The sequence below is a fragment of the Chitiniphilus eburneus genome (assembly GCF_005048205.1).
Classification (GTDB): domain Bacteria; phylum Pseudomonadota; class Gammaproteobacteria; order Burkholderiales; family Chitinibacteraceae; genus Chitiniphilus; species Chitiniphilus eburneus.
This window is the reverse complement of record NZ_SUMF01000041.1, coordinates 1-25550: the sequence shown is the minus strand read 5'-3', so window position 1 is coordinate 25550 and position 25550 is coordinate 1. Positions and strand designations below refer to the sequence as shown.

Below are 25550 nucleotides of genomic sequence, written 5' to 3'. Positions count from 1 at the left end.
AGGCGCATGACGCAGGCAATAACCGGTTATTGGCAAGGAGTGCAACGCAGTGGATGGTGTTTTTTCGGCCCAGCCCTACGGGTTCGGTGCATTTCGGGCGCCGCGCGGCGTCGCAGGCCGCTTGCGGTATCCATACCGCCGCGCGTCCAGCTCCTGGCGCGGCATCCCGAACTGCACCGAACGCTGTCGTGAAACATGTGACGACACGCCCTAATCTGGCTGATGATCATGTTCGATGCGCGGGCGGTGGCGGCACTGGTGGCGGTGGCGCGGGAAGGCAGTTTCGAGCGGGCGGCGGTGGCGTTGCGGCTGACGCAATCGGCGGTGTCGCAGCGCGTGCGCGCGCTGGAAACCAGCCTGGGGCAGACGCTGCTCACCCGGGGCCGGCCCTGCGTGCCGACCAATGCGGGGCAGACGCTGTTGCGTTATCTCGATCGCATCCGGTTGCTGGAGGAGGAGGCCCGGCGCGCGCTGGTGGGCGATGAGGCCGGGCCATCGCGGCTGCCGCTGGCGGTGAACGCCGACAGCCTGCACGGCTGGCTGCCCTCGGTGCTGGCTGGCGCGCTGGCCGATTCGCCGTTCCTGCTGGATCTGCATGTGGAGAATGAGGATTACACGCACGAACTGCTGGCGCGCGGCGAGGTGCTGGCCTGCGTATCGGCGCGCGCCGACGCAATGCGGGGTTGCGTTGCGCAGGCGCTGGGCGTGTTGCGCTATGTTTGCACCGCCACGCCGCGTTTTGCCACGCGGCACTTTCCGGCGGGGGTGACCCGCGCGGCGCTCACCCAGGCCCCGGCGCTGATGTACAACCGCAAGGATGCGATGCACAGCGATTACCTGGCGCGGCATTTCGGCATCGGCGAGGGGCATTTCCCGTATCACCTCACGCCGTCGTCACAGGCTTTCGTCGATTTCGCGCGGCTCGATTTCGGCTATGTGCTGGTGCCGGAACTGGCGGTGCGCGAGCACATCGCGCGGGGCGAGCTGATCGACCTGCTGCCGCTGCTGCCGCACGACCTGCCGCTGTACTGGCACGGCTGGCGTATCCAGCCGCCGGCGGTGGAGGCGGTGTTTCGCCGTATCGTCGCCGCCGCGCGTGCGGTGCTGCGGCAGTGAGGGGTGAGGAGGGAGGGCGCCGGGCTTTGCCCGGCGCGGGATGAAAGCGGTACGGCCAGTGAGCGCGGCGACGTCCTGGCAAGGAGCGCGAAACGTCCTGAAAGGCAATAAACCGGACTTCCTTCGGTCGCAGACAGTACAAGTGGTACGGCAAGTGAGCGCGACGCCGCCAGAAGGTCTGGGCGGTCGCGCTCAGCGTTTGGGTGGCGTGGGGCCGATCAGCTCATCCACGGTGACCAACTCGTAACCATTGCTGCGCAGCCAGGGGATGAGCCGGTTCACGGCGCTGACGGTGCGGTGCCGGTCGCCGCCACCGTCGTGCATCAGCACGATGGCCTCGGGGTGGACGTAATCCTGCACGGTGCGTTCGATCAACTGGCTGCCCAGCCCGTTTTGCGCGTAGGTCCAGTCCTGCGTGTCCACCGACCACTCCACCACTTTCAGCCCACGGCGTTTCAGCATGGCCATCTGGCTGTCGGCGATGCGGCCATACGGCGGGCGCAGCAGGTGCGGGGTGTAACCCAGCAGTTTCTGGAACACCTGCTGGGTGGTGCCGATCTGCTCGTTCCACAGCACGGCGTCGTTCAGGTCGCTGAAATCGACGTGGTTCCAACTGTGGTTGCCGAGCAGGTGGCCTTCGTGGTCGGCGCGCTGCACCACTTCGGGGTAGCGTTCCATCTCGCGGCCCAGCCAGAAGAAGGTGGCCTTGGCCTTGTGCCGGGCCAGTACGTCCAGCAAGGCGCCGGTGCTGGCGCTCGGGCCGTCGTCGAAGGTCAGCGCCACTTTGCGGCGATGGGTCGGGCCTTCCAGGAACACCTGGCCGGGGAACTTGCGCGCCTGGCGTTCGAGTTCGGCCAGCGGTACCTGGTCCTGCCCTTCCAGGAACGGCGTGCGCACGTATTGCCGGGATTTGGGCCGGGTTTCCGGCACCTTGGCGCGCGACGGGGCGGGTATCCATTCGTTCTTGCTGGCCTCGGCCGGCGCGCTGGCGGCGGGGGCCGGCCTGGTGCCCAGCAACTCATCGACGGTGACGAATTCGTAGCCGGCGGCGCGCAGCCAGGGAATGGCGCGGTCCACGGCTTCCACTGTCTTGTGGCGCTTGCCGCCGCCGTCGTGCATCAGCACGATGCCTTCGGGGTGGCTGTAGTCCTGGAGGAAGCGCTCGATCATGTGGCTGCCGAATGCCTGGCGCGCGCGGTTCCAGTCCTGGGTATCCACCGACCACTGGATCACCTTCAGCCCGTGCTTGGCCAGGAACGGTACCTGGGCGTCGGCGACGCGGCCATAGGGCGGGCGCATCAGGTGCGGCGCATAGCCCAGCAGATCCTGGAATACCTGCTGGGTGGCGCCGAGTTGTTCGTCCCACAGCGTGGTTTCGTCCAGGCCGCTGATATCGGGGTGATCCCAGGTGTGGTTGCCCAGCAGGTGGCCTTCGCGGTCGGCGCGGCGGACCACGTCCGGATAGCGTTCCATCTCGCGGCCCAGCCAGAAGAAGGTGGCCTTCACTTTGTGCTTGGCCAGCACGTCGAGCAGCTTGGCGGTATTCCAGCTCGGGCCGTCGTCGAAGGTGAGCGCGATCAGCTTGCGGTGGGTGGGGCCTTCCACGAATACCTCGCCGGGAAACTTGCGCGACTGGCGCTCGAATTCGGCCAGCGGCACCTGGTCCCAGTTTTCCACGTACGGCGTGCGCACGTATTGCCGGGTCTTGGGCGTGGCCTCCGGGATGGCGGAAGGCGGTGGCGGTGACGGAACCCAGATGTAACGCTGCCAGCCGACCACGGCCAGGACCACGATCAGCAGCAGCATCGGCGACAGCCACAGGGCAACGCGACGCTTGTTCATAGCTATTTCTCCCCTGAAGAGCGCAGGCGACGGCACGACATCGCCGTGGCTGCGATCCCAACGTCGCCAGCATGCAACATCGACGGTGCCCATGCTGCGCTTCGCATGCTGTTTGCGTGGCTTGAGCAATCTGGGCAAAAACCAGGCCGTGCCGAAACGTTATCGTGGAGCCGCTGGATCGTTCGCGGCTGCTCCGGCACGCCGCGGCGATCGCATCCTTCAAAAACAGGGCGTCTACGCCCGCAGCCGGAGCGGCAACATGGCAATCGAAGGTCGTGCGCAATGGGCGTTTTTCCCGCCCGCCCCGGGCGCGGGGGGGCGCCCCGGCGCGGTGGCGATGCGGCGGGCCAGCGGGCGGGGAGGGCACTGATATGGCCAAGCCCGGTGTCAGCCCGCTGACCGCCTACCTGTTCGTCGCGCCCTGCGCGCTGGTGTTCGCCGTGTTCACGGTCTGGCCGATGCTGTTCAACGGCTGGCTGGCGTTCCAGGATTATTTCATCGCCAGCCGCAATACCGCCTGGAACGACTTCGCCAATTTCCTGGTGCTGGCCGATTCGCAGTCGTTTCATATCGCGCTGCGCAACGCCCTGCTGCTGTTGCTGACCGTGCCGCTGATCCAGGCCGGCGCGCTGGGCCTGGCGTTGCTGGTGCACCGGCCGCTGCCCGGCATCACCTTCTTTCGCGCCACCTATTATCTGCCGGTGGTGATCACCGTCTCCATCGCCGGTGTGGTCTGGCAGTACGTCTTCCATCACGAGGGCATCCTGAACTGGCTGCTGGGCGTGGTCGGCGTGCTGGCGCCGGGCGACGGCGTGCCGTGGCTGGAAAGCAGCGGCTGGTCGCTGGTGGCGGTGATGGCGTTCTGTTTCTGGAAATACGTCGGCTACTACATGGTGCTGTACCTGGTGGGGCTGGCGGCGGTGCCGCGCGAGCTACAGGAGGCCGCGATGCTGGACGGCGCCGGTACCTGGGCGCGTTTCCGCCATGTGGTCTGGCCGCTGCTGGCGCCGGTGGCCGTGCTGTGCTCGCTGCTGTCCACCATCGGCGCGCTCAAGACCTTCCAGGAGGTGCTGGTGCTGACGCGCGGCGAGGGCGACACCATGACGCCGCTGCTGTTCGTCTATCGCGCGGCGTTCTCCGGCTTCAATTTCGGCGTGGCCGGCGCGGCCAGCCTGCTGTTCACCCTGGTCTGCCTGATCGTCGCCGCCTTGCAGTTGCGGCTGATGGGGCGGCATAACCCGTTCAAGAGGGACGAATGATGCGCGTCGCTCCCCGTTGGCCCCTGTTGGGCGCGCGCTATCTCGGCATGAGCGTGTTCGCGCTGTTCACCGTGTTTCCGTTCCTGTGGGCGTTGTCGGTGGGCCTGGCCGGCGATCCGTCGGGCATCTGGCACTTCCCCGGCGCCTTCATTCCCGCCGATCCGGGTCTGGGCTGGTTCAACCGCGTGTTCGCGGAGATGCCGTTCTTCACCTACGTGGGCAACTCGCTGATCCTCTCCGCGCTCACGGTGGCCGGCGTGCTGGCGCTGACGGTGCCGTGCGGCTATGCGCTGGCGCAGATGGATTTCCCCGGGCGCAAGCTGCTGTTCGGCGCCATCCTGCTCACGCTGACGCTGCCTTCCGAAGTGGCCATCCTGCCCAACTTCGTCACCATTTCGCGGCTGGGGCTGGTCGATAGCTACGTCGGCGCGGTGTTGCCCAACCTGGCCAGCGCCTTCGGCGTATTCCTGATGAAGCAGAGCTTCGAGCAGGTGCCGGCCGACGTGATCGACGCCGCGCGGGTGGATGGCGCCAGCGAATGGCGCGTGCTGTGGCGCGTGGCGGTGCCGCTCAACCTGCCGGCGGTGGGCACGCTGGCGATCTTCACCCTGGTCACCGCCTGGAACGATTACCTGTGGCCGGCGGTGGTGTTCTTCACCCGCACCAAGCTGCCGATCTCGGTAGGGGTGTTCAACGATCTGACCGGGCCGTTCTCGGTGTCCACCAGCCTGGTGATGGCGGCGGTGGTGATGTCGGTGGTGCCGGTGATCATCGGCTTCGCCTTTACCCAGCGGCTGTTCCTGGCGCCCCAGGCCTTGCCCGCCCGCGCCTGAGTGGCCAGGGCGGGCGCCGGGCCGGCCGGCGGTCGGCTGGCGGGAACACGCGCCGCATCGCGCCGCTCTCAGCGGGGTCTCTTGGTGGAATCGCCTTCGCGCCATGTCGAAGCCGATCCGGAGGTCTGCGATGAGTCTTGCCGCCGCATTGCAACACCGCGAATCGCTGCACAGTGTGTTTCCGCAGCACGCGGATCTGACACCGCGTCGTGGACGGCGCGCGGTCGTTCTCGATTCGCCGTCCGCCTTGCCGGGTGTTCACCGGGTGGATGTCACGCTACAGAAACCCTTCGATCACGAAACCGGCGCCCTGTACGACCCCGACGTGCCGCGTCGGGCAGATTGAGCGACTTGCCGGCCCTGTCGCGCCAGCCCATGCGGCGCGCGAGGCCGGCATTTTTTCGCGCTCCGTTCCCGCTTCGCCGCCCTGGATGCCATTGTTTTCCGGAACTATTGGTGCAAATGAAGACATGCATGTGAAGCAGCTTACTGCCTGCGCTTGAACAAAAAAACAATGACAGTAGTCAGACAGCGCGGAGTACGTATTACCTGTTGCTACTTGCGTGGTAGCGCTGGCGCGGGCGTGGGCCAATGGGATAATGCGGGACAGAGCGGGCGTAGCCCCGTGAAAGGTGATGCCCGTCCGGCTGGCACCGGCGGGCATCGATTGGCATTCCATCATAAAGAGAAGAGAGAAAACCAATATGGAACATGTTATGGATCGCGATGTGGCCGGGCAAGAACGGATGGCCTCCGCTGGTCACCGCGACACGGCGTTGCGGCACCCGGCCGGGCGGGAGCTGTGCGCCGTCACGGGCAGCCGGCTGGATACGGCCACCCTCGCGCACGACTATCTGTGCATGATCAGCTCCACCGTGGCCGCCTTTCGCAAGCTGGCGGTCGTGCAGGACCCCACGCTGGCGGGCATGCTGAACGTCGTGGCCTTTCTCGCCGAGAATGGCGAGCAGTGCCTGGCCAGCGAAGCGGATGCCGCGCAGCAGCGGCTGGATGCGCTCCAGCGCACGGCGGGTTGATCGATCGTTTTCACCGGCCCCGCCGACGCGGGGCTTTTTCTCGCCGTGGCCGCCTGGCCGGCCCGGTGTGCCCCTTGCAGCGGCCAGCGCCGTCGGCGCGATGAATCGGCTTCCACTTTTTTTCCAAATGATGGGAAACTTCTCTCCCGTGCGTGTGGTCGCACGCGGGCTGCGCTCGATGCGCGCATTCTCATAAACAGGAGTCTGGATTGATGAAACGACTATTGGTCGCCGTGTTCGCCGTATTTATCGGCCTGGGCGCCTTTGCCGACCATGCCGAGGCCAAGCGCTTCGGCGGCGGCAAATCCTCCGGCATGCAGCGGTCCTACAGCCGTGATGCCGCCCCGCAACGCAACGTGGACCAGACCCCCGCCCGGCAGCAGCCGGCGCCGGGCGCCGCGCCGCGCAAGAATTCGTGGATGGGCCCGATCGCCGGCCTGGCCGCCGGCCTGGGCCTGGCGGCGCTGTTCTCGCACCTGGGCATGGGCGAGGGCATGGCCAATTTCGTGATGCTGGCCTTGCTGGCGCTGGTCGCGGTGTTCGCGGTGCGCTGGCTGATGAATCGCGGCAAGCCGCGCGCCGCCAGCCCGCTGCAATCGTATGCGGGGGCGGGCGCTCCCGCGCCGCGTTCGTTCGAGCCGATGCAGCGCGCCAGCGAGCCGGTGATGCCGGGCGCGGCCGCCGATCCGGTGTGGCAACCCGCTGGCGCCCAGCCCGCTGCGACGCAGTTCGGCGGCAGCCTGCCGGCCGGCTTCGACGCCGAAGGCTTTGCCCGCGAAGCCAAGCGCAACTTCATCCGCCTCCAGGCCGCCTACGATGCCGCCGATCTGGACGATCTGCGCGAGTTCACCTCGCCGGAGATGTTCGCCGAGGTGAAGCTGCAACTGGCCGAGCGTGGCAGCGCGCCGCAGACCACCGATGTGGTGGAAGTGAACGCCGACGTGCTGTCCTGCGTGCAGGAAGGCAACCGTCACGTGGCCAGCGTGCGCTTCACCGGCATGATCCGCGAGGAAAAGAACGCGCCGGCGGTGCCGTTCGACGAAACCTGGCACCTGACCAAGCCGACGGACGATCGTCATGGCTGGGTGGTGGCCGGTATCCAGCAGAACGACTGATCGTTCTGGTAGCGGGCAACAAAAAAGGAGAGGCCGCGGCCTCTCCTTTTTCATGCGTTGTGCCGCTCAGGCGGCCGTTTCGCCGCCCAGGGCCTCGATCAGCGTCGGCACCAGCTTGCGCAGCTCGCCCACCGTGAGCGCCAGGCCGCCATCGAAGATCGCTGCCTGGTCGGCCGCGTCGGCGTCCTTGATTTCATCGTGCAGCACATCCAGCATCGTCACCCGTTTCAGCTCCAGCCTTTCGGTGAGCTGGAAGGCGATGCGGTCCTCCCACGACAACGCCAGGCGCGTGGGCAGCTTGCCCGCGCCCAGGTGCTGTTTCACCTCATCGCTGTCGAGCGGCTGGCGCACGAAGCGGGCAATGGCGCCGTCATCGCCCGGGGCGCGCAGCTCGGTATCCTGGCCCAGATCGAAATCGCCGGCATCGGCGCTTTCCAGCCACAGCGTCATCGCCGTCTGCGGCGTGGTCTGGGTATCGATCAGGCGCGCGGGCAGGCTGCCCAGCACTTCGCGCAGCGCCGATAGCAGTTGCTCGGCCTTGCTGGCCGCCGCGGCATCGACGATCACCAGCCCGGCTTGCAGATCGATGATGGCGCGTTGCACCCGGCTGCGGGTAAAGGCCTTGGGCAGCAGTTCGTCGGCCACCCGCTCGCGCAGCTCCTTGGCCTCCTTGCGGCCCACCTTGCGGTGCTCCTCGGCTTCGATCTGCGCAATGCGGTACTCGGCTTCCTGCTTGACCACGATGGCGGGCAGGATCTTTTCCTCGGTCTTGAGCGCGACCAGCACGGCATCCTGCTGGGCGTAGGCATACAGCTCCGGTGCGTGCGGCGCGGGCGGCACCCAGCCCTGGGTGGACAGATCCATCGCGCCACACGGCATCCACGGACGCTTGGCCAGGCAGTCGGCGATGCTGTCGGCCGACAGGGCGTGGTCGGGGGCCAGGCGATAGAGCTGGAGATTACGGAACCAGAGCATGACGAATCCTTCTTGAAACGGTCGGCGATTGTAGCGCCGCCGGCGATGCGCGCCAAACCGCAAACCACGGGCATATCGTTTGCCGCCGGGCGGTGGGCGGCCCCCCAAGTACTTGATTCCGCAGGATACAGACGCCAATTAGAAAGTGAGAGGTGGCGCGGTGCACCGCATCGTGCCCGCCGTGTTTTCTTTTTTTCCTTTCTCATAGGAGGACCAGGCCATGAGCTATCCGGTGAGACGCAATCTGGAAAACTGGCTGGACGACCCACGTCGCTCGATGGACGAGTTCGTGCGCAATTTCTTCGACCGCCCGATGGGCTTCGAAGGCGCCGGCCAGGTGAAGGTGGACGTCACCGAGGATGACGCGGGCTATACCGTCCACGCCGAATTGCCGGGTGTGACCAAGGATGACATCGAGGTGCAGATCGAGGGCAACCTGGTGGCGCTGAGCGCCGAGGTCAAGCGCACCAGCGAGAAGAAGGAAGGCGACAAGCTTCTGCATAGCGAACGCTACTACGGGCGTATCTCGCGCAGCTTCAGGCTGGCGCACGACATCGACGAGGCCGGCGCACAGGCCAGCTTCACCGATGGCGTGCTGTCGCTGACGCTGCCGAAAAAGGCTGCGGCACAAGGCCGCCGCAAGCTCGAAATCAAGTAGCGCCGAGGCGCACCACCCGAGGCGGGCCGGCTGGCCCGCCTTTTTCATGCCCGGCGCGCGGGGCATGCCAGCGTCGTGCGTGGCCTTGCATGTATTTGTTGAGAATGATTGTCAAAAACGTTAGAGTAGCGGCTTGTTTTTCCAACCGTTTCCGGAGACCCCCGTGCCTCGTTCCCTCGTCCTGCCGCTGCTCGTCGCCTTGCTGGCCGGCTTTGCCCACGCCGAATCGGTGACGGTCTATTCCGCACGCAACGAACAACTGATCAAGCCGCTGTTCGATGCCTTCACCAAGGAAACCGGCATCGACATCAAGCTGCTGACCGACAAGGAAGGCCCGCTGATGGAGCGCCTGAAGGCCGAGGGCAAGAATTCGCCCGCCGATATCCTGATCACCGTGGACGCGGGCAACCTGTGGCAGGCCGCCAGCATGGGCCTGCTGCAACCGACGCGCTCGGCCGTGCTCGACGCGAATGTCCCGGCCCATCTGCGCGACCCGCAGGGCCAGTGGTTCGGCCTGTCGCAGCGCGTGCGCACCCTGTTCTACAACCCGGCGGCGGTCAAGCCGGGCGAGTTGTCCACCTACGAAGACCTGGCCAATCCCAAGTGGAAGGGCAAGCTGTGCCTGCGGACCTCCAAGAAGGTCTACAACCAGTCGCTGGTGGCGGTACTGATCGCCCAGCACGGCGAAGCGAAGACCGAGCAGATCGTGCGCGGCTGGGTGGCCAACCTGGCGACCGATGTGTTCGCCGACGATACCAAGATGCTGGAAGCCATCGCCGCCGGCCAGTGCGCCGTGGGCATCGCCAACAGCTACTACTACGGCCGCATCGTGGACAAGAAGCCTGATTTCCCGGTGAAGATCTTCTGGGCCAACCAGCAGGCGGGCGGCGTGCACGTGAACGTATCGGGCGCGGGCGTGACCCGGTTCGCCAAGAACCAGAAGGGCGCGGTCAGGCTGATCGAATGGCTGTCGTCGGACAAGGCGCAGAACCTGTACGCCACCAAGGATTTCGAATACCCGGTCAACCCGCACATCAAGCCGGATGGGCTGGTGGCGTCCTGGGGCGCGTTCAAGCCCAACCCCATCAATGTCGCCAAGGCGGGCGAGTTGCAGGCCAAGGCCACGCAACTGATGGATCGCGCGGGCTACAAGTAAACCGATCTTGCGCAGGCGCAAGGCCCGGATTCCGATCCGGGCTTTTTGTTTGCCGCGCACTCGGCTAAGGTGCGGCAACCACCACGGGAGGGCGGATGGACCATCGGACTCGACTCGAACGCTGGCACGACGCCGGGGCGCTCAGCGCGCCCGGCCTCGCCTATGCGCTGGCGGCGCTGGGGCTGCGCCCGGATACCGCGCGCTGGCGCGTGCTGACCGATCGCCTGCTGCTGGGGTGCGGCGTCCTGGCGCTGTTGTCCGGCATCGTGATGATGTTTGCCGCCAACTGGCTGGCCTGGCCCCGCCTGGGGCGCGTGGCGCTGGCGGCGGCGGTGCTGCTGGCGGCGATGGCGGCCGCCTGGGGCACGCGGCGCGATCCCGCCGCGCATCGCTGGGCGGTGTTCGCGGTGGCCACCCTGGCCGGCGTGCTGCTCGCGGTGATCGGGCAGGCCTACCAGACCGGCGCCGATGCCTGGCAGTTGTTCGCCTTGTGGGCGCTGCTGGCGCTGCCATGGGCGCTTTATGCACGCTGGCTGCCGCTGTGGGCGCTGTGGCTGGCGATCGCCTCGCTGGCGCTGGTGGCATGGCAGGGCGTGCACCGGCTGGATATCTGGTTCCTGCTGTTCGGTGGTGACGAATTCAACGTGTTGCTGTTGCTGGCCTGGGGCGCCGCCTGGGCGGTGTGCGATCGTTACGCGGATGTCGATCGCTGGGGCCGGCGCCTGCTGCCCGCCATGCTGGCGCTGGGCATGACGGTGATCGCCACCGTTCCCGCGTGCCTTGCGCTGGGTGGCTCGGGGGCCGAGGTCCTGCTGCCCGACACGCCGGTGGCCGGCAGCGTGGCGGTGGCCGTGCTGTGGGCGGCGTGGATGGGCATCCAGGGGGGGCTGGCGATCCGTCGCCGCGAGGTGTTCCTGCTGGCGCTGACCGCCTTCGGCGTCTGGTGCGCGCTGCTGGCCCTGCTGTCGCGGCTGGGGCGCTTCGACGATGTGGTCTGGCTGCTGGCGCTGGTGGCGGTGGCCGGTCTGGCGGCGATCGCCTGGCTGTTGCTCGACCGGCTGCGCGCCTGGCGCGGGGAGGACGCACGATGACCCCGTGGCCTGACGTCCTGGAGAAACTGCGCACCAGCGGCGCCCTGGCGGAGACGGCCGAAACGGCTCCGCCGCCGTCGCTGCCGTGGCCGGTGCAGGCATTGCAGGTGGTGGCCGCATGGGTGGCCGCGGTGCTGGTGATCGGCGCCGGCATGGTGCTGGTGGGCGATGCCGAATCGGTGCAGATCGCCCTGGGCGTGCTGGCGCTGGTGGGCGCCACGGCCATGATGCGGCTGGGCCGCATCCATTTTCTGGCACAGGCCGGCGTGCCGCTGGCGCTGGGCGGCGCCTTTCTCATCGCGCTGGCCACCGATCTCGAACGTCATCCGGCGCTGGCGTGCTGCGTCATCGGTATGGTGCTGTTCTGGCTGGCCGGGCCGAGGCTGCTGCGCGTGATTGCCGCGGCGCTGGTGCTGGGCGCCTGCTGGTACTGGCTGAATCCGCGCCTGAGCGGCGACTTCTTCGTCCCGCGGCCACTGGCCGACGCTGTGCTGACCATGGTCCGCCAGTTGCTGTTCGGCCTGGCGCTATGGTGGCTCTGGACCCGGCCGCCGCGCTGGCCGGATATCTGGCTGCCGCTGCGCGACGCAGTGCTGCTGTTCTGGCTGGCCGCCCTGTGCTGGCAGTTGTCCGGCAGCGGCTGGGGGCTGACCGGCTACGATCTGCGCCGGCTGGGCCTGGATCTGCTGATGGGGCTGGTGATCCAGGTGCCGTTGCTGCTCGCCGTGCGCGATGTGACCCGGCGGCAGCCCGATGCGCTGCGCGTGTTCGCGCCGCTGCTGGCGCTGTTGCCGCTGGCGCTGCTCTCGCCGCTGCTGTCCACCGCCCTCCTGGTGTTGTGGCTGGGCCTGGCCGAAGGCCGCGCACTGCTGATCGGGCTGGGCTGCGCGGCCGGCCTGGCGGGCTTTTCGCATTACTACTACAGCCTGCACCTACCGCTGCTGCTCAAGGGCATGCTGCTGACGGTGGCGGGCGTGCTGCTGCTGGGCGCGTGGTGCTGGTCGAGGAGACGCACATGAATGCCAGCCGTTGCTGGGTGATCCTGGCGGTGGCGCTGACGCTGGCGGTGCCCACCGCGCTGGTGGCGCGTCACGAACGCCTGCTGGCGACCGGCACACCGGTGTTGTTGCCGCTGCGGCCCGTCGATCCGCGTTCGCTGATGCAGGGCGATTACATGGCGCTGGACTACGCGCTGCTCGATGCCGTGGCGCGTACCGTCACGGCCGAAGGCGGCCCGTTGCGCCACGTCCGCCATGGCGACACGCTGTATGCCTTCCTGCGGGTGGATGCGCAGGGCGTGGGACGGCTGCTGCGGGTGGGCACCGCCGCGTCGCTGGCGCGGCCGGGCGAACAGGTATTGCGCGTGCGCTGGTCGGGCCACGGCCCCTGGCGGTTCAGCGCGGGACGCGCCGAACTGCCCAGCCACGCGTATTTCTTCGCGGAGGGCGAGGGCGGCTACTACGCGCAGGCGCGCTATGCCATCTGGCGCGTGGCGGACGACGGCAGCGCGCTGCTGGAGGGGCTGGCCGACCCGGATCGACAGCGGATGACCTCGCCGGCCCGGTAGGGCGTCGCGCTCAATTGAGAATTACTCTTGTACGCAGTTGCCCGGCGACGCGATAATGTCGGCGGCCGCAAGGCTGTCCGCGTCTTATCTCTAGCCCGTATGGCCGACCACGCACTGAACCGCCCCATTCCCCTTCCCGGCCATTCGCCGCGCGCCGTCGCCCACCGTCGCCATGCCGGCCGGGGCATCGCGCTGACCTTGCCGATCGCATTGCTGACGCTGGTTCCGCTGCTGGTGGTGCTGGCGTCGTTCCTGTCGCCCCAGCCAGCGGTCTGGACCCACCTGGCGCACTATGTGCTGCCGGACGTGTTGCGCAATACGGCGCTGCTGATCGGCGGCGTGGGCTGCGGCGTGCTGCTGCTGGGCGTCTCGCTGGCGTGGCTGACGGCGATGTGCGAGTTCCCCGGCCGCCGTTTCTTCGCCTGGGCACTGATGCTGCCGCTGGCGATGCCCGCCTACGTGCTGGCGTTCGTCATGGTCGGGCTGCTGGATTTCACCGGGCCGGTACAGACCTGGCTGCGCGCGGCATTCGGCGGCAGCGGCTGGTTTCCGCCGATCCGCAGCAGCGGCGGCGTGGTACTGGTGCTGTCGCTGGCGTTCTACCCCTATGTCTATCTGCTGGCGCGCAATGCCTTCGCCACCCAGGGCCGGCGCGCGCTGGAGGCGGCGCAGATGCTGGGCGTCTCGCGCCGCAAGGCATTCTGGCGCGTGGCGATTCCGATGGCGCGGCCGTGGATCGTCGGCGGCCTGACGCTGGCGCTGATGGAAACGCTGGCCGACTTCGGTGCCGTGTCCGTCTTCAATTTCGATACCTTCACCACGGCGATCTACAAGGCGTGGTTCGCGTTGTTCAACCTGCCCGCCGCATCGCAACTGGCGTCGTTGCTGGTGTTGTTCGTGCTGGCGCTGGCGGTGATCGAACAACGGGTGCGCGGCGAACGGCTGTATCACGCCCGCGCCGGCGGTGGCGAGCGCATCGCCCTGCGCGGCAGTGCGCGCTGGGGCGCGGTGGCGTGGTGCACGCTGGTGCTGCTGGTCGCCTTCGTGATCCCGATGATCCAGCTTGGCCACTGGGTGGCGCAGGTCTGGGCGGATGACTTCGACGCGCGCTATCCGGCCTTCATCGGGCGCTCCGTCCTGCTGGCGGCGCTGGCCGCGTTGCTGGTGATGGCGCTGGCCCTGGCGCTGGCCTATGCGCGGCGGCGCTATCGCGACGCCGGCACCCGCTGGCTGGTGCGGCTGGCGACGCTGGGCTACGCGGTACCGGGCACGGTGCTGGCCGTCGGCGTGTTCATTCCCATCGCCTGGCTGGACAACCTGTTGCTGGCCGCGTTGCAGCCGCTGGGCTTCGACGGCTTCCAGGTACTCAAGGGCACCGTGGCGGTGATGCTGCTGGCGCTGGCCGCACGCTTCCTCGCGGTGGGCTTCCAGCCGGTGGACAGCGCGATGCAGCGTATCACCCGTAACCAGGAAGAAGCCGCGCGCTCGCTGGGCCTGCGTTCGCGCCAGGTGGTGGCGCGGCTGCATCTGCCACTGCTGCGCGGCGGCCTGTTGACGGCGCTGTTGATGGTGTTCGTCGATGTGATGAAAGAGATGCCGATCACCCTGATGACGCGCGCCTTCGGCTGGGACACGCTGGCGGTGCGCGTATTCGAAATGACCTCCGAAGGCATGTGGGACCGCGCGGCGCTGCCGGCGCTGTTCATCGTGCTGGCGGGCCTGCTGCCGGTGATGCTGCTCACCCGGCACGGCGCGCCGGAATAGCGGGAAAACGCATGCTCCACCTGAACGACATCACCCTGCGCTACGGCGACAAGACCGTGGTCGAACACCTGTCGCTGTCGCTGGAGCCGGGCCAGATCGGCTGCCTGCTCGGCGCCTCCGGCTGCGGCAAGACCACCGTGCTGCGCGCCATCGCCGGCTTCGAAACGGTGCGCGACGGCGCCATTGTGCTGGACGGCGCCACCATCGCCGACGCGCAACGCAGCGTGGCGCCCGAGCTGCGCCATATCGGCATGGTGTTCCAGGATTACGCGCTGTTCCCGCACCTGGACGTGGCCGGCAACGTTGCCTTCGGCCTGGGCGCGCTGGATCGCGCCGCGCGCCGCGCCCGGGTGGACGAGTTGCTGGCGCTGGTCGGCCTGGCCGGGCAGGGTGGCCGCTACCCGCACGAGTTGTCCGGCGGGCAGCAGCAGCGCGTCGCACTGGCGCGCGCGCTGGCGCCCAGCCCACGCCTGCTGCTGCTGGACGAGCCGTTCTCCAACCTGGACGTGGCGCTGCGCGAACGCCTGGCGCAAGAGGTGCGCGCCATCCTCAAGGCAGCCGGCACCACCGCCATCCTGGTCACGCACGATCAGCACGAAGCGTTCGCGGTGGCCGACGTGGTGGGCGTGATGGCCGACGGCCACATCCGGCAATGGGCCACGCCGTACCGGCTTTACCACGAGCCGGCCGACCGTTTCGTCGCCGATTTCATCGGCGAAGGCGCCTTCCTGCCCGGCCGATTCGTCGGCCCGCAATGCATCGAGATCGAACTCGGCGAAATCTGCCGCACCGTGCCGTTCGCCGGCCAGCCGGGCGACACGGCCGACGTGCTGATCCGTCCCGACGACATCCAGCACGACGACGCCAGCCCCACCCGCGCCCGCGTGCTGACCAAGGCGTTTCGCGGCGCCGAGTTCCTCTACACGCTGGAACTGCCCTCCGGCGCGCGCGTGCTGTCGCTGGTGCCCAGCCACCATGACCACGCCATCGGCGAGGCCATCGGCATCCGGGCGGAGATCGATCACCTGATCGCGTTTGCGCGAGGGGAATGACCGGCCGCCGTGGCACCTGCGTCCACAAAACAAGGGGGGGCGATCCATCAGGATCGCCCCCCTTGTTTCATGCCACCGGTGAAGAGGCGGCGCTCATGGCGGGATCAGCGCACCCGGGCGGATCAGGCCAGCCCGTTATGCCGCAGCAGCGCGTCGATGTTCGGCGCGCGGCCGCGGAAGGCGGCGAACGATTCCGCCGCCGGCCGGCTGCCGCCGACAGCGAGGATTTCGCTGCGGAAGCGCGCGCCGACTTCCGGGCTGACCACGTTACCGTGATCCCGCGCGGCCTCTTCGAAGGCGGCGTAGGCGTCGGCGGAAAGCACTTCGGCCCACTTGTAGCTGTAATAGCCGGCCGCGTAGCCACCGGCGAAGATATGGCTGAAGCTCTGGGGGAAGCGGTTGTAGTCGGGCGGCAGCGGAATCGCCAGTTCGCGCTGGATTTCCTCGGCCAGCGGTTGCACCGCCACGGCTTCCACCTGGCCGTGCAAGGTCATGTCGAAGATGGAGAAGTACAACTGGCGCTGGAACCCCGAGCCGGACTGGAAGTTCTTGGCGGCCAGCATCTTGTCGAACAGGTCGCGCGGCAGCGAGGCGCCGGTTTCCACGTGATGGGTCAGCGCCGGCAGCACCTGCCATTCCCAGCAGAAGTTCTCCATGAACTGGCTGGGCAGCTCCACTGCATCCCATTCCACGCCGGAAATGCCGGATACCGACAGTTCGTCCACTTCGGTCAGCAGGTGGTGCAGCGCGTGGCCGGTTTCGTGGAACAGCGTGATCACGTCGTCGTGCGGCAGCAGGGCCGGCTTGCCGTCCACGCCGCTGGCGAAGTTGCACACGATCAGCGCCACCGGCGTTTGCAGGCTGCCATCCGCCAGCCGGCGACGGCCGCGCACGTCGTTCATCCAGGCGCCGCCCTGCTTGCCTTCACGGGCGTACATGTCCATGTACAGGCCGCCGACTTCGCTGCCATCGGCGTTTTCCAGGCGGTAGAAGCGCACGTCCGGGTGCCACAGCGGCGCCTCGGCCGGCACGAAGCGCAAGCCATAGAGGGTTTCGACCAGTTGGAACAGGCCGGACAGCACGGTCGGCTCGGTGAAGTACTGTTTCACTTCCTGTTCGGAGAACGCATATTTCGCTTCGCGGATGCGCTCGGCAACGAAGGCGATATCCCACGATTCCAGGGTGCCGTAGCCGAGTTCCTCCTGCGCGTAGCGCTCCATCTCGGCGCGGTCGGCCAGCATGTGCGGCCGGGCGCGCTGCGACAGATCGCGCAGGAAGCCCAGCACCTGGTCGGGGCTGTCGGCCATCTTGGTGGCCAGCGATTCCTCGCTGAAGCTGCCAAAGCCCAGCAGGCGCGCGGCCTCCTGGCGCAGGGCGTGGATTTCGGCGATCAGCGGGGTGTTGTCCAGGTTGCCGTCGCCGAACTCGGAGGCGCGGGTGACATAGGCGTGGTACAGCGTTTCGCGCAGCGGACGGTGCTCGGCGAACTGCATCACCGGCATGTAGCTGGGCATTTTCAGCGTGACTTTCCAGCCCGCCTTGTCCTCGGCCTGGGCCGCCTGCCGCGCGGCAGCGCGCCAGTCGTCCGGCAGGCCGGCCACTTCGGCTTCGTTCTCGATGTACAGCGCCCAGGCGTCGGTGGCGTCCAGCACGTTCTGCGCGAAGCGCGTGGTCAGCTCCGACAGGCGCTCTTCGATTTCCTTGAAGCGCTGCTTCTCGGCGGGCGGCAGTTCGGCGCCGGACAATTTGAAGTCGCGCAGCGCATCTTCCAAGATGGTCTTGCGCGCGCGGTCATAGCCGGCGAACTCGGCGCTGGCGGCCAGTTTCTTCCAGCCGGCATAGAGGGCCTCGTTCTGGCCCAGGTCGGTGAAGAAGTTGGACAGACGCGGGATGTTGGCGTTGTAGACCTCGCGCAGTTCCGGCGTGTTGACCACCGATTCCAGATGACCGACCGCGCCCCAGGCACGGCCCAGGCGCTCCATGGCGTCCTCCAGCGGGACCACGAACTCGTTCCAGGCGGGCGGCGCCTGCTCGGCGGACTTCACCGCGGCTTCGGCCTGCTGCAACAGCACGTCGAGCGCCGGGTTCACGTGTTCGGGGCGGATCGCGTCGTAGCGGGGCAGGCCGTTCGATTCGAGCAGGGGGTTGGACATGGGGCGGCTCCGGAGTCTGGAAGGGTGTTGGGGGGCGGCAGCCCGTGGGGGCCGCGCGGGAATGGGTTGCGGTGGCCCGGCCAGGGTGCGATCGTGGATCGGTATCCGTTCAGATGTGCGCCAGGGGCGATAACTTCAAGAGCCGGCGCGTCATGGCGACACGCTACAATCGCGTTTTTCCGATGGAGGCCAGACATGGCGCTACAGCAATTCGACGGCATCGTGCCGCAACTGGCGGCTGGTGCCTGGGTGCATGACGGCGCCTGGGTGATCGGCGACACCCATCTGGGAGAGAACGCGTCGGTCTGGCCGGGGGCGGTGGTGCGCGGCGATGTGAACCATATCCGCATCGGGCGCGACTCCAACGTGCAGGATTGCAGCGTGCTGCATGTGACGCACAAGCGCCCGGACGATCCCGAAGGCGCGCCACTGATCATCGGCGAGCGCGTCACCATCGGCCATGGCGTGATGCTGCATGGCTGCACCATCGGCAACGAGGTGCTGGTGGGCATGGGCACCATCGTGCTGGACAACGTCGTCATCGAGGATCGGGTGATGATCGGCGCCGGCTCGCTGGTGCCGCCGGGCAAGGTGTTGCGCTCCGGCTACCTGTACCTGGGGCGGCCGGTGAAGGAGGTCCGCCCGCTCACCGACGATGAGCTGGCGCATTTCGCCTATTCCGCCGCCCACTACGTGCGGCTGATGGAAAAGCATCGCCAGTCGGCCTGATCGGCCGGTGCAATGCAACGGGGCCGGTTTCATCCGGCCCCGCTGGTCATCGGCGATTCCCGGTGTTCACCGGATCAGAAGTAGGTGCCGAAGCGGGTCCACAACTGGGCGGTGGGTCGGCACACGTTGGAGGCGTTGCACAGCCAGACGCTGACGCGGCTCGATTGATCGATGCGCGTTGCGGGCAGGGTGGTGCTGGCGGCCCAGGCATAGCGCGCCTCGCAGGCGGGGCTGCCCGGTTGCGGCGCGGGGCAGTCGGTCACCAGTTGGGAGAACTGCGTCCCGCTGGCGGCCACTTCACCGTTCACGTGGATTTCCCAGCGGGCCGGCGCCGGGGTGACCGGGCCGAGCGCGGTGCTGATGAAGAAGTCGTAGCGCAGCGTGGTGTTGCCGTCGAGCAGGCGGTAGACATTGGCCAGGAACGATTGCGGCAGGCCCGAGGGCGGAGTCACGCCGACCAGCAGTTCCCACGCGCCCCATTGCGCGCCCGGGGTTTCGCCCTGGCTCCACCAGCGTGCGCGGTAGACGAGCCCGTTGTACACCACCTGCGCGCCAGCGTTGTAGGCGATGGCGTTGGACCACGCCGCCGTGCCGCCGGTTTGCGCCGGCTCCCATGCCGCGGCGCTGCCCGGGCGTTCGCCCTGCGTCCACCATTTGGCACGCCAGGCCACGCCATCGACGCTGGCCTGATCGCCCGCGTTGTACACCCGCGCCGCATCCCACGCCGGCGGCAACGGCGTGCCGCCACCGAACAGGTTCTGATAGTCGGCATCCGAGATGGACGGCAGCGGGGCGCTGTCGCCATACCGGCCCGGCGTCGGGCAGGGATAGGGCGGCACGATGCCGACCGGCTGCTGGGCGATGATGGGCAGCACCAGCGGCAACTGGCCTTCGGGGCCGGCCGGCGCGGGCGCGAGCGGGATGATCATGGGTGGCAGGCAAGCCATGGCGGGGGCGGCGCACAGCAGACCGGCCACGATGGCCAGGCCGCGCACCAGGGATGGGGCGTACATAGGAAACTCCTCCGATCGATTGTTATGCGGGCGGCATGGCAGCCGCCCGCGCTAAGCATCGACAGCCCATCGGAGGATGTCAATAAATATCAATAAATCAATATATTGCGATTGATCGGCTCACCGTTGGTCGTCGAAAAACGACCGTACGAGGTCAGATTTTCCAGACCAGGTTGTTTGCCTCAATTGCGCTTCTGCTCGATTTCCCAGCTTGCGATCTTATCGTCGTTCAAACCGCATTTGAGGATGACCGGCAGCTTCTTCCCACCGCGCGTACCCGTGCCTTCGAATTGCACGCGCGTGGCCACCACGGTGGACAGGCGTGGGGTGAACGCTTGCTCCCAGCGCTCGACCGTACCGGCCGCCAGTTGCGCGTCGGTCGCCTTCACCGCGCTGTACTGCGTGCGCTTGGGAACGCGCTTTTGCAGGCGTTGATAGCATTGCGTGACCAGCGGATCGGCCGAGGCGGTGGTGTCCGGCGCGGTTTCGTCGGCGGCGCTTGCGGCAAACGGCATGGCCAAGGCAGCGATGAGAAGGTATTGATACGTACGCATGAGGTGGGCCCCTTTCTTGTCATGAACCTTCACTAGCATTGACGACGAAAGGTTAAGCCGCAAGTCCGGAACGCAACGAAAGATGCAGATGCTTGATCAGCAAGGAAACTTGCCGCGCTCCGGGCCGGTACGCTGTCAGCAATTGCCCTTCTTGGCTTGGCCGGGAGGGCAATGGCCGGGTTTCTTGTGCGGGTGATGGTGGTGGTCGTTCCACCACTTCTGGTCGCGCCAGCGATGGCCATCCCAGTAATCGCCCTTGGGGTGGCGCTCGCCGACATGGCGGCCCTGGTGGTCGTGCCACCACCTGGGTTCGCGCCAGTCGTAACCATCCCAGTAATAGCCGCGCTGATCGCGATCGCCGATCTGGATCGAAACGCCAGGGGCGGAGATGCTGACGTTCACATCGGCGGCCTGCGCCTGGAAACAGGCGGGCAGGGCGATGATTGCGGCAATGAGCAGGCTTTTCCGCATGGTGGGCTCCTTTCGAAAGGGGGCAATGTCCTAGGGCGTGTCGTCACCTGTTTCGCGGCAGCGCTGGGCCGAAAAAGCGCCAGGCACCAGGCGCACGACGCAGCCAATAACCAGTTATTGGCAAGGAGTGCAACACAGTGGATGGTGTTTTTTCGGCCCAGCCCTGCGGGTTCGGTGCATTTCGGGCGCAGCGCGGTGTCGCTGGCCGCTTGCGGTATCTATACCGCCGCGCGTCCAGCTCCTGGCACGGCATCCCGAACTGCACCGAACGCTGCCGCGAAACAGGTGACGACACGCCCTAGCAACGCCCCGGGGGCCGTATCGGTGTACACGCGACGGCCTGTTTTCGCTGTCTGGCCGGTATACCGTGGCCTGCTTCACATGCGGCGTGGCGGTTCAGCATTCGCCGAGGCGGCGCGCCTTGCCGCGCACGGCGTTTTTCACCGACGCCGAAGTAATCTGGTTTTCGAAGGTATAGGCATCCCGCGCGGCGTTGAAGTTGATCACGCTATGCACGGTGGATGGTTCGGGCTCGGCGCACCGGATATCGGTGGTCAGCGTATTGCCGCTCACGCTGTAGCGCGGCGCGTCGCACTTGGCCTGTTTATCCAGCCCCTGGCCTTCCTGCCACGCGTTGAGCGTGGCCTGGTTCAGGCAGAACGACGCGCTCAGCGTGCCGGCCTTGGGGTCGATGTTGGCGCCGTTCTTCTTTATCCGCGCCAGCACCTCCGGGCTCATGTCCTTGAAGGCGGCGCGCTGTTCCGGGGAAAGCTCGGTGGTGATTTCCCATTTGCCGAGAGTCGGTATCAGCGGCGGCAGATCGGCGGCGTGGACCGCGAGGGGAAGCAGGGCAAGCAGACAAAGGCGGCGCAGCATGGCGAGGACTCCGTGGGCGATGGAGCACTCTGTATTCGCGCCGTGGCGGCATAAAGCAAGTGGATCAAGCGCAGGCGGCGGCGGAAAGGCGCCGGCGCGGGCGCTCAGCCCTGGCGCTTGGCGAGCAGCTTGCCCAGCAGCGGGTTCAACGGCTTGGCCTGCTGCGTGTCGCCGGACTGGTCGCCGCGTCTGGCGGCGCTGCCCTGCTTCAGCTTGTTGTTGATCTTCAGCCCCTGGAGTTTTTCCAGTTCGGTGCGCTTCATGGTCATGACGATGTCTCGCTGGTAAAGGCCGCGATTGTACGACGGTTCGCGCTGGGTGGGACGGGCGTTTCGCGAGTGGTCTTGACTGCCGTGGATTTCACGTAACAAAATAAATTACATGAAGAGAGATAGCCGATTGTCCGGGGTACTCCACATCCTGCTGCATCTGGCCGAACAGCGGGAGCCCGCCACCTCCGAAGCGCTGGCCAGGGCGATGGGCACCCATCCCGTGGTGATCCGCAGGGTCATGGCCGGGCTGCGCAACCAGGGCTATGTCTGCTCGGCGAAAGGACATGGCGGCGGATGGCGACTGGCCTGCGACCTGGCGGCGGTCACGCTGCGCGATATCCATGTGGCGCTGGGCAGCCCCGCGCTGCTTGGCATCGGCCATCGCACCGAGTCGCCCGGCTGCCTGGTGGAACAGGCGGTGAACGCGGCGCTCGACCGCGCATTCGAGGATGCGCAGGCGCTGCTGCTCGCGCGCCTGGGCGATGTGACGCTGGCCGCGTTGAGCGCCGATTGCCACGCCCGCCTCGTCGCACGCGGCGGCGCCTGCTCGCTGGAGGCCAGCCATGCGGCATGACGCGACACCGCGTGCGCCCGATCCCCGCGAGGCGGCGAGCGCAATGCCGGAGCCGTTTTCCGATCCCGAGGTGGTGGCCCGATATGCCGAAGGCCCGCCGCGCCTCGTTCCCGGTTTCGCTGACCTGCACCGCATGACGACGCTGCTGCTGGCCGAGCACGCCCCGCCCGATGCCCGCGTGCTGGTGCTGGGCGCGGGCGGTGGGCTGGAGCTGAAAACACTCGCCACCGCGCAGCCGGGCTGGCGGTTCGATGGGGTGGACCCGGCCGCCGGGATGCTGGCGCTGGCGGCGCGGACGCTAGGGTCTGTCGATTCTCGACAGACCCTAGGCCCGCTGGCTGAGCGGGTGCGCCTGCATCAGGGTTACATCGACGATGCGCCGGATGGCCCCTACGACGCGGCCACTTGCCTGCTGACCTTGCATTTCGTGGCCAGGGAGGCGCGATTGCATACGGTGTCCCAACTTCGACGCCGCCTCAAGCCCGGTGCGCCGCTGGTGGTGGCCCACATCAGCTTCCCGCAGGGTGCGGGCGAACGGGCGCGCTGGCTGTCGCGCTATGCCGCCTTCGCCGTCGATTCGGGTATCGCGCCCGCGCAGGCGGACAGCGCCCGCGCGGCGATCGACGCGCGCCTGCACCTGCTCACGCCCGAGCAAGACGAAGCGATCCTGCGCGATGCGGGTTTTTCGGACGTCAGCCTGTTCTATGCCGGATTCACCTTCCGCGGCTGGGTGGCCCGCGCCTGAGGGCATCCGGCGCAGGCGCGCCAACGAAAAAGCCGGCTTGCGCCGGCTTTTTCCCGCAAGGGACAACGCTATCGGGTTGCGCCGCCCACGGTTTCCAGCACCTTCCACTGGCCACCGGATACCCGGTAGACGGTGATGGCGCCATCCTTGAGGTCGCCCTTGTCGTCATAGGCAATGTGCGTGGCCGTCACGCCCTCGTAGTTGATCTTCGCCAGCCGGGGCAGGTAGACGGCGGGCACGGCCGAGTTGGCTTCCTTCATCGCCTGCAGCAGCAGGCGGGTGGCGTCGTAGCCATAGGGCGTATAGATCTCCAGCTCGCCGTACTTGGCGCGATAGCGCTCGGCGAACTCCTTGCCGCCGGGCATTTCGTCCAGCGGCAGGCCGGCCAGCGAGGCGATGGTGCCTTCGGCGTCGTTCCCCGCCAGCTTGAGGAAGGTATCCGAGCGGGTCATCTCGCCGGACATCAGCGGCATGGCCATGCCCAGCCGGGCTTTCTGACGGCTCATCGGGCCCGATTGTGCATCGGTGCCGCCGTAGAAGATCAATTGCGGTTGCGCCGCCTTGATCGTGGTGAGGATGGCGGTGAAGTCGGTTTCGCGATCGGTGGTGAACTCGCGGCGCACGATGGTGGCGCCGGCCGCGACGGCGGCTTTTTCGAATTCGTCCGCCAGGCCCTTGCCATAGGCGGTGCGGTCGTCGATCACCGCAATGCGCCTGGCGTTCAGTTTTTCCACCGCGAAGCGCCCCATCACCGAGCCTTGTTGGGTATCGGACGTCATCGAGCGGAAGGTGGTCTTGAAACCCTGCTGTGTGTAGACAGGTGCCGTGGCCATGGCGATCTGCGGAATGCCGGCATCGGCGTAGATCTTGGAGGCCGGGATCGAGGTGCCGGAATTGAAATGGCCGATCATGCCGGCGATCTTCATGTCGGCGAATTTCTGCGCGATCTGGGTGGCGCTCTTGGGATCGGCCTGGTCATCCTCGGCGTACAGCACGAACTTCACCGGTTTGCCGCCCAGGGTGGGATTGCTGGCGTTCACGTCGTCGATCGCCATCTGCACGCCGTTCTGGTAGCCCTTGCCGTAGTGCGCCTGGTTGCCGGTCAGTGGCGCGGCAAAGCCGATCTTCACCTCGGTCACCCCGCCGGCCGTGGCGTCGGCGGCCTGTTCCCCCTGCCGGCCGCAGCCGGCCAGCAACAGCGCCGCGAACAGCGCCAGCCCCATCTTGTTGGTTTTCATGCCCCTTCCTCCTGTTGAACATTGCTCTCCGTTGTAGCGGATTCCACTATTACAGCGCAAAGGGCCCGGTGGAAGGGCGATGCGCTCGCGCCCCGCTCAGGCGCCCGTGCCGGTGTCGGGCCAGGGCCAGCCCAGCGCGTCGAGCACCGCGCGGTAATCGTCGGCCAATGGGCACGCCAGGTCCAGCGCCGTGCCCGTCACCGGGTGGACGAAGGCCAGGCGGGTGTTGGCCAGCAGCAGGCGCGAAACGCCGAAGGCATCGGCAAAGGCGCGGTTGTGCCGCCCCTTGCCGTGGGTGGCGTCGCCGATGATGGGATGGCTGATGTGCTTGAGGTGGCGGCGCAACTGGTGGCGTCGTCCGGTCAGCGGATGCAGCGCCAGCAGCGCGTAGCGGCTGGTCGGGTAACGATCGATGGCCCACGGCAGTTCGATGGTCGCCAGGCGGCGATAGTGCGTCAGCGCGTCCTGGGCGCCGCTGGGCATCGGCCCGCCCCAGGTTTCCGCATCGTCGATGCGCCGTTCCAGCGGGTGATCGATCTCGCCGGCTTCGTCCGGCCAGCCGCGCACCACCGCGAGGTAGTCCTTCTCTACCTGCCGCGCTTCGAACAGCGCGTTCATCGCGCGCCCCACCTCGGGCGACAGTGCGAACGCCAGCGCGCCGCTGGTGCCTTTGTCCAGCCGGTGCACCGGATAGACGCGCCGGCCCAGTTGGTCGCGCACCAGTTGCATGGCGAAACGGGTTTCGTGGAAATCCAGCGAGGTCCGGTGGACCAGCAGGCCGGAAGGCTTGTGGACCACCACCAGGTGGTCGTCGAGATACAGCAGGGGCAGGGCGGACATGGCGCGATGATAACGGGCTGTGTCGCCATTCACACTGATCGCGTCATCGGCGCGCGGCCGGAGGGCGTTATTCGCGGCAGGGGCATTTGCCTGCTACAGCGCCGGATACCGGCGCGATGTCGAAAGGAGCAACACCATGATTTCCCGCTGGATCAAGCGCCTGGTCCGTTGCCTGCCACTGTGCGCCGGCCTGCTTTTCGTGCCATCGGCCCAGGCCGAGGTGAACGTAGACATCACTTTCGGCTACCCGCCGCCGCCGTACGCGGTGGTGGTGCCGCCACCGCGCTACGGCTATTACTGGCGGCCCGGCCGCTGGGTGTATTACGGGCCGCAACGCCGCTGGGACGAAGGCTACTGGGTGCGTCATGGCTGGTATCGTCCACCACCCCCGCCGCCGTATCGGGGTGGGCCGCGCTGGGAACATGAACGCTGGGATCGTGGCCCGTGGGACAAGGGGCGCTGGGACGATGACCGCTGGAAGCATCGCGGCGATGACAAGCGCTATGGGCGGGATCGCGGTTACGAGCACGGCACGCGCGGCCGGGGACGCGGCCGTGACTGACCTCCACGCCCTGGCGCTGGCACGCCGGCCACGGCGGCCGCTGGCGCGGCCCAGCGTGCCA

At 67.4% G+C, this 25550-nt stretch carries 28 protein-coding genes; 18 read left to right on the top strand and 10 right to left on the bottom strand.

The window, feature by feature from the left end; all coding sequences use genetic code 11:
- Nucleotides 1-228: 228 nt before the first annotated feature.
- Nucleotides 229-1116 carry a LysR family transcriptional regulator ArgP gene (locus tag FAZ21_RS18775; RefSeq protein WP_136774961.1) on the top strand — a complete coding sequence of 296 codons (888 nt, stop codon included), beginning with the start codon at nucleotides 229-231 and terminating at the stop codon, nucleotides 1114-1116.
- A gap of 192 nt (nucleotides 1117-1308) precedes the next feature.
- On the opposite strand, the gene FAZ21_RS18770 is transcribed toward FAZ21_RS18775, so the two are convergent.
- Complete coding sequence (locus FAZ21_RS18770) at nucleotides 1309-2958, bottom strand: polysaccharide deacetylase family protein (RefSeq protein WP_169307497.1); 1650 nt, start codon at nucleotides 2956-2958, stop codon at nucleotides 1309-1311.
- 91 nt (nucleotides 2959-3049) lie between these two features.
- Here FAZ21_RS18770 and FAZ21_RS18765 point away from each other — a divergent pair, with 91 nt between their 5' ends.
- The 6 genes from FAZ21_RS18765 (at nucleotide 3050) to FAZ21_RS18740 (ending at nucleotide 7199) form a co-directional block, all read left to right on the top strand.
- A complete protein-coding gene (locus FAZ21_RS18765; RefSeq protein ID WP_136774959.1) occupies nucleotides 3050-3328 on the top strand; it encodes a hypothetical protein in 279 nt (92 codons plus the stop codon).
- Nucleotide 3329: 1 nt separating this feature from the next.
- Complete coding sequence (locus FAZ21_RS18760) at nucleotides 3330-4217, top strand: carbohydrate ABC transporter permease (RefSeq protein WP_136774958.1); 888 nt, start codon at nucleotides 3330-3332, stop codon at nucleotides 4215-4217.
- Nucleotides 4214-5050, top strand: coding sequence for a carbohydrate ABC transporter permease (locus FAZ21_RS18755; RefSeq protein ID WP_246038786.1), 837 nt, complete (start codon nucleotides 4214-4216; stop codon nucleotides 5048-5050). The genes FAZ21_RS18760 and FAZ21_RS18755 overlap by 4 nt, the downstream gene beginning before the upstream one ends.
- Nucleotides 5051-5180: 130 nt before the next feature.
- Entirely contained in the window at nucleotides 5181-5396 is a 216-nt protein-coding gene (locus FAZ21_RS18750) for a hypothetical protein (protein ID WP_136774957.1), read from the top strand.
- Between the two features lie 370 nt (nucleotides 5397-5766).
- Entirely contained in the window at nucleotides 5767-6084 is a 318-nt protein-coding gene (locus FAZ21_RS18745) for a hypothetical protein (RefSeq protein ID WP_136774956.1), read from the top strand.
- 212 nt (nucleotides 6085-6296) lie between these two features.
- Entirely contained in the window at nucleotides 6297-7199 is a 903-nt protein-coding gene (locus FAZ21_RS18740) for a Tim44 domain-containing protein (protein WP_169307496.1), read from the top strand.
- A 66-nt stretch (nucleotides 7200-7265) separates the two neighbouring features.
- On the opposite strand, the gene FAZ21_RS18735 is transcribed toward FAZ21_RS18740, so the two are convergent.
- The gene (locus FAZ21_RS18735; protein ID WP_136774955.1) at nucleotides 7266-8174 is read right to left on the bottom strand and encodes a recombination-associated protein RdgC; all 909 of its coding nucleotides are present in this window, start codon (nucleotides 8172-8174) and stop codon (nucleotides 7266-7268) included.
- Nucleotides 8175-8394: 220 nt separating this feature from the next.
- On the opposite strand from FAZ21_RS18735, the gene FAZ21_RS18730 reads away from it, so the two are divergent.
- From FAZ21_RS18730 to FAZ21_RS18700, 7 genes are all read left to right on the top strand, one after another.
- Nucleotides 8395-8832 carry an Hsp20/alpha crystallin family protein gene (locus FAZ21_RS18730; protein WP_136774954.1) on the top strand — a complete coding sequence of 146 codons (438 nt, stop codon included), beginning with the start codon at nucleotides 8395-8397 and terminating at the stop codon, nucleotides 8830-8832.
- Nucleotides 8833-8995: 163 nt separating this feature from the next.
- The gene (locus FAZ21_RS18725; protein ID WP_169307495.1) at nucleotides 8996-9988 is read left to right on the top strand and encodes a Fe(3+) ABC transporter substrate-binding protein; all 993 of its coding nucleotides are present in this window, start codon (nucleotides 8996-8998) and stop codon (nucleotides 9986-9988) included.
- A gap of 95 nt (nucleotides 9989-10083) precedes the next feature.
- Complete coding sequence (locus FAZ21_RS18720) at nucleotides 10084-11079, top strand: DUF2157 domain-containing protein (RefSeq protein ID WP_136774953.1); 996 nt, start codon at nucleotides 10084-10086, stop codon at nucleotides 11077-11079.
- Entirely contained in the window at nucleotides 11076-12098 is a 1023-nt protein-coding gene (locus FAZ21_RS18715; protein WP_136774952.1) for a DUF4401 domain-containing protein, read from the top strand. Before FAZ21_RS18720 ends, FAZ21_RS18715 begins: the two co-directional genes overlap by 4 nt.
- Nucleotides 12095-12646, top strand: coding sequence for a GDYXXLXY domain-containing protein (locus FAZ21_RS18710; RefSeq protein ID WP_136774951.1), 552 nt, complete (start codon nucleotides 12095-12097; stop codon nucleotides 12644-12646). The genes FAZ21_RS18715 and FAZ21_RS18710 overlap by 4 nt, the downstream gene beginning before the upstream one ends.
- A gap of 99 nt (nucleotides 12647-12745) precedes the next feature.
- On the top strand, nucleotides 12746-14410 hold the full coding sequence (locus tag FAZ21_RS18705; protein ID WP_211243527.1) for an ABC transporter permease: 1665 nt from the start codon (nucleotides 12746-12748) through the stop codon (nucleotides 14408-14410).
- An 11-nt stretch (nucleotides 14411-14421) separates the two neighbouring features.
- Nucleotides 14422-15462 (top strand): ABC transporter ATP-binding protein, encoded by a 1041-nt coding sequence (locus FAZ21_RS18700; RefSeq protein WP_136774950.1) that lies wholly within the window; start codon nucleotides 14422-14424, stop codon nucleotides 15460-15462.
- 122 nt (nucleotides 15463-15584) lie between these two features.
- Here the strand turns inward: FAZ21_RS18700 and FAZ21_RS18695 are convergent, their stop codons facing one another.
- On the bottom strand, nucleotides 15585-17615 hold the full coding sequence (locus FAZ21_RS18695) for a M3 family metallopeptidase (protein WP_136774949.1): 2031 nt from the start codon (nucleotides 17613-17615) through the stop codon (nucleotides 15585-15587).
- A 195-nt stretch (nucleotides 17616-17810) separates the two neighbouring features.
- Here FAZ21_RS18695 and FAZ21_RS18690 point away from each other — a divergent pair, with 195 nt between their 5' ends.
- Complete coding sequence (locus FAZ21_RS18690) at nucleotides 17811-18344, top strand: gamma carbonic anhydrase family protein (protein WP_136774948.1); 534 nt, start codon at nucleotides 17811-17813, stop codon at nucleotides 18342-18344.
- A 74-nt stretch (nucleotides 18345-18418) separates the two neighbouring features.
- Here FAZ21_RS18690 and FAZ21_RS18685 read toward each other — a convergent pair whose 3' ends face one another.
- From FAZ21_RS18685 to FAZ21_RS20455, 5 genes are all read right to left on the bottom strand, one after another.
- Entirely contained in the window at nucleotides 18419-19357 is a 939-nt protein-coding gene (locus FAZ21_RS18685; protein WP_136774947.1) for a carbohydrate-binding protein, read from the bottom strand.
- Nucleotides 19358-19539: 182 nt separating this feature from the next.
- Entirely contained in the window at nucleotides 19540-19911 is a 372-nt protein-coding gene (locus FAZ21_RS18680) for a BspC domain-containing protein (protein WP_136774946.1), read from the bottom strand.
- A gap of 135 nt (nucleotides 19912-20046) precedes the next feature.
- Nucleotides 20047-20382 (bottom strand): DUF2502 domain-containing protein, encoded by a 336-nt coding sequence (locus FAZ21_RS18675; protein ID WP_136774945.1) that lies wholly within the window; start codon nucleotides 20380-20382, stop codon nucleotides 20047-20049.
- A 396-nt stretch (nucleotides 20383-20778) separates the two neighbouring features.
- Nucleotides 20779-21258 carry a DUF3617 domain-containing protein gene (locus tag FAZ21_RS18670; RefSeq protein WP_136774944.1) on the bottom strand — a complete coding sequence of 160 codons (480 nt, stop codon included), beginning with the start codon at nucleotides 21256-21258 and terminating at the stop codon, nucleotides 20779-20781.
- 104 nt (nucleotides 21259-21362) lie between these two features.
- Complete coding sequence (locus tag FAZ21_RS20455; protein WP_169307494.1) at nucleotides 21363-21527, bottom strand: hypothetical protein; 165 nt, start codon at nucleotides 21525-21527, stop codon at nucleotides 21363-21365.
- Between the two features lie 112 nt (nucleotides 21528-21639).
- Here FAZ21_RS20455 and FAZ21_RS18665 point away from each other — a divergent pair, with 112 nt between their 5' ends.
- Complete coding sequence (locus tag FAZ21_RS18665; RefSeq protein ID WP_136774943.1) at nucleotides 21640-22104, top strand: Rrf2 family transcriptional regulator; 465 nt, start codon at nucleotides 21640-21642, stop codon at nucleotides 22102-22104.
- Nucleotides 22094-22849, top strand: a complete 756-nt coding sequence (locus FAZ21_RS18660) for a class I SAM-dependent methyltransferase (protein WP_246038785.1) — start codon at nucleotides 22094-22096, stop codon at nucleotides 22847-22849. The genes FAZ21_RS18665 and FAZ21_RS18660 overlap by 11 nt, the downstream gene beginning before the upstream one ends.
- Before the next feature lie 68 nt (nucleotides 22850-22917).
- Here the strand turns inward: FAZ21_RS18660 and FAZ21_RS18655 are convergent, their stop codons facing one another.
- Nucleotides 22918-24087, bottom strand: coding sequence for a branched-chain amino acid ABC transporter substrate-binding protein (locus FAZ21_RS18655; protein WP_136774942.1), 1170 nt, complete (start codon nucleotides 24085-24087; stop codon nucleotides 22918-22920).
- 96 nt (nucleotides 24088-24183) lie between these two features.
- The gene (locus FAZ21_RS18650) at nucleotides 24184-24927 is read right to left on the bottom strand and encodes a pseudouridine synthase (protein ID WP_136774941.1); all 744 of its coding nucleotides are present in this window, start codon (nucleotides 24925-24927) and stop codon (nucleotides 24184-24186) included.
- Between the two features lie 136 nt (nucleotides 24928-25063).
- Between FAZ21_RS18650 and FAZ21_RS18645 the strand changes: the two genes are divergently transcribed.
- Nucleotides 25064-25489 carry a hypothetical protein gene (locus FAZ21_RS18645; RefSeq protein WP_136774940.1) on the top strand — a complete coding sequence of 142 codons (426 nt, stop codon included), beginning with the start codon at nucleotides 25064-25066 and terminating at the stop codon, nucleotides 25487-25489.
- Nucleotides 25490-25550: the final 61 nt, after the last annotated feature.